The organism is Ferruginibacter sp., assembly GCF_031430955.1.
Lineage (GTDB): Bacteria > Bacteroidota > Bacteroidia > Chitinophagales > Chitinophagaceae > Ferruginibacter.
The window spans coordinates 1-2,370 of sequence record NZ_JANPCM010000620.1; the positions used below are offsets into that span (position 1 = coordinate 1).

Here is a 2,370-nt window from a genome sequence, read left to right on the forward strand (position 1 = left end):
AAATATAATTACCCAGGCGGTAATTAATGTATTGAAAAATAAAACTAGTGATTAATGCAGTTTATAAATGACATAAAAGAATGTGTAACTGTTTTACAAAATGGCGGGCTTATCCTCTACCCTACGGATACCATTTGGGGAATTGGCTGCGATGCCACCAATCAAAAAGCTGTTGAAAAAATTTACACATTAAAACAAAGGGCTAACGATAAAAGCATGGTTGTACTGGTAGCGGATGAAAAAACAATTGCAGCCTACACCAACCAGCCCGATGTAAAAATATTTGATTATATAAAAGGTATTCATAAACCCACTACTGTTATTTATGAAAATGCTGTTAGCCTGGCAGCCGGCGTAATTGCAAACGACGGCACTGCAGCAATAAGAATTGTAAAGGATGATTTTTGCAAACAACTCATCAGCCATTTTAAAAAACCCATTGTTTCCACTTCTGCAAATATCAGCGGCTATCCGCCACCATTATTTTTTATTGATATTGATGTGGCAATAAAAAACGGTGTTGATTATATTGTTCAACACCGCCAGGATGATCTAACACCTTCGAGCCCATCATCTATAATAAAATGGAACGCAGATGGCTCTCTCACCATCATACGTTCCTGAATAATTTTTTAGCTATTTTACGGAAGCCTTATAAAGCAAGCCCGATACCCAACTGAATGCTTTGGTTTTTCCACTTCTCTTTATTGTCAATATCATTAATATCATTTAGGCCAACCACATAACGGCCGTAAACTCTTAATTTAGAAAACTTTAATTGTACGCCACCCAGCATACTAAAATCGTTACCTTTAAAAGCATTTTTTCCGTTCTGTACCAGGCTTTCATCTTTATTCACTAATATTCCAAACTGCGGCCCGGCCTGTAATGTAATTAGTTTACCGGCATTATAATTTAATAACAGGGGAATGGTTAAATATTTAAGTTCAATCTTTCCTGTTTTATTAAACTGGTACACATCACTGAATTTGTCAGAAGTGTCTACATTAAGCTGGCTGAATAAAACCTCGGGTTGTACGGCAAATTTTCCGCCTAACCCAATGGTGGCAAATCCACCCACATGATAACCATAAGTGAATTTTTCTTTAAAACTTTGTCCGGATAATTTGTTAAGTGTAGCCCCCCCTTTAATACCAATATTAAAGCCCTGGGCAAAAGCGCCAATGCTTAAAATGGTAATTGCTGCTGTTAATAAGAGTTTTGTTTTCATAAATAAATTTATTTAGTTAAACTATTTATTCAACTTATATGCCAAGGGCAAATTAGTTTGGCTAATATTTTGTTAAGAGAAGATTAAAAGGATACCCCTGCAGTTACAGAAAAAATAGCCGCAAATCTTGTAGCAGTGGTTTCGGGCAAATAATAATCTAAATAAACATTGGGTTGTAAAAAGAATTTACCAATGCCATAAGTAAAATCAAAAGAAGCAGCAACAGACTGCAGTTGAAATTTATTAGTTGCTTCTACTCTTTTTCTGCTACTGAGAATTTGACGATTAAATACTTTATTGAGATGCGTTTGTGTAAGTTTATCACTTCCAAAATTTATAATCAGGGACGGCACAAAATCCAGTTCATCATCTTTTGAAAACAATTTATAAAAACTAAAATCATGTTCAACACTTCCCGAAACAGAAAAATAACTTGCTTTATTACTGGTAGAATCTCTTACTAATGTATCACCTAATAGCGGCCTTTTTCGTAAAACTAAAACCACTTCTTTATAATTCCCGTTTGCAAAACCGGAAGTCAACCCTGGTTGAAGTATTCCTTTAGCCCTTTTGATATATCCGTAAAAATCATTTTGATACAATGATTTAGTATTGTATTTATTTTTATCACTTAAGTACCTGGTGTAAGAAAAACCGGCCAGCACTTTTTTTCCGTAATAATCGTATGCAGCACTAATACCTGTTTGATACAATTCTAATTTATTTGTACTGTCTGAAGTTAAAAATCCTGTCGCTCCAAAACTGAAACCATTTTTTGTGTGATAAATAATTGAAGGTGTAAAAATAATTTGATTATCTATCCCAGTTGCATTAGCCGCATTATTGCTAGAACTGAATGCACCATTACCCAAACCAACACTTATATCAACAGAGTTTTTTGATTGCTCTTTCATCATTTTTAAAAACTCATCGTTCTCCATCATAGAATCCAGCATGGCTTTATCTTTTGCAGAAAGCGAATCTGTTTGGGCAACAGCAACCGAAAAACCAGCAGCAATTATAAAAATAAGCAGGTAAATTTTTAGCATATAATTCAATAGTTTTTTAAGACTTTGTTTTTCAAAAATAGTTTAACTGCAATAAAAATTAAAACTATTAAACGTAAAGTTTGATATTAT

The 2,370-nt window shown here is 33.8% G+C and carries 3 protein-coding genes; 1 reads left to right on the plus strand and 2 read right to left on the minus strand.

Annotated features, from left to right (window positions below; translation table 11 throughout):
* Positions 1 to 54 precede the first annotated feature (54 nt).
* Positions 55 to 624, plus strand: coding sequence for an L-threonylcarbamoyladenylate synthase (locus ACY65O_RS17610; RefSeq protein WP_462222171.1), 570 nt, complete (start codon positions 55 to 57; stop codon positions 622 to 624).
* A 28-nt stretch (positions 625 to 652) separates the two neighbouring features.
* On the opposite strand, the gene ACY65O_RS17615 is transcribed toward ACY65O_RS17610, so the two are convergent.
* Both ACY65O_RS17615 and ACY65O_RS17620 read right to left on the minus strand, forming a co-directional pair.
* Positions 653 to 1,231: a porin family protein gene (locus ACY65O_RS17615; RefSeq protein WP_462222172.1), complete on the minus strand. Its 579-nt coding sequence runs from the start codon at positions 1,229 to 1,231 to the stop codon at positions 653 to 655.
* 83 nt (positions 1,232 to 1,314) lie between these two features.
* Positions 1,315 to 2,280, minus strand: a complete 966-nt coding sequence (locus ACY65O_RS17620; RefSeq protein ID WP_462222173.1) for a hypothetical protein — start codon at positions 2,278 to 2,280, stop codon at positions 1,315 to 1,317.
* Positions 2,281 to 2,370 lie beyond the last annotated feature (90 nt).

What these genes read in the sequence shown, in the direction of transcription:
- ACY65O_RS17610 (WP_462222171.1), top strand. Translation starts at nt 55, where the DNA reads ATGCAGTTTATAAATGACATAAAAGAATGTGTAACTGTTTTACAAAAT.
- ACY65O_RS17620 (WP_462222173.1), bottom strand. Translation starts at nt 2,280, where the DNA reads ATGCTAAAAATTTACCTGCTTATTTTTATAATTGCTGCTGGTTTTTCG.
- ACY65O_RS17615 (WP_462222172.1), bottom strand. Translation starts at nt 1,231, where the DNA reads ATGAAAACAAAACTCTTATTAACAGCAGCAATTACCATTTTAAGCATT.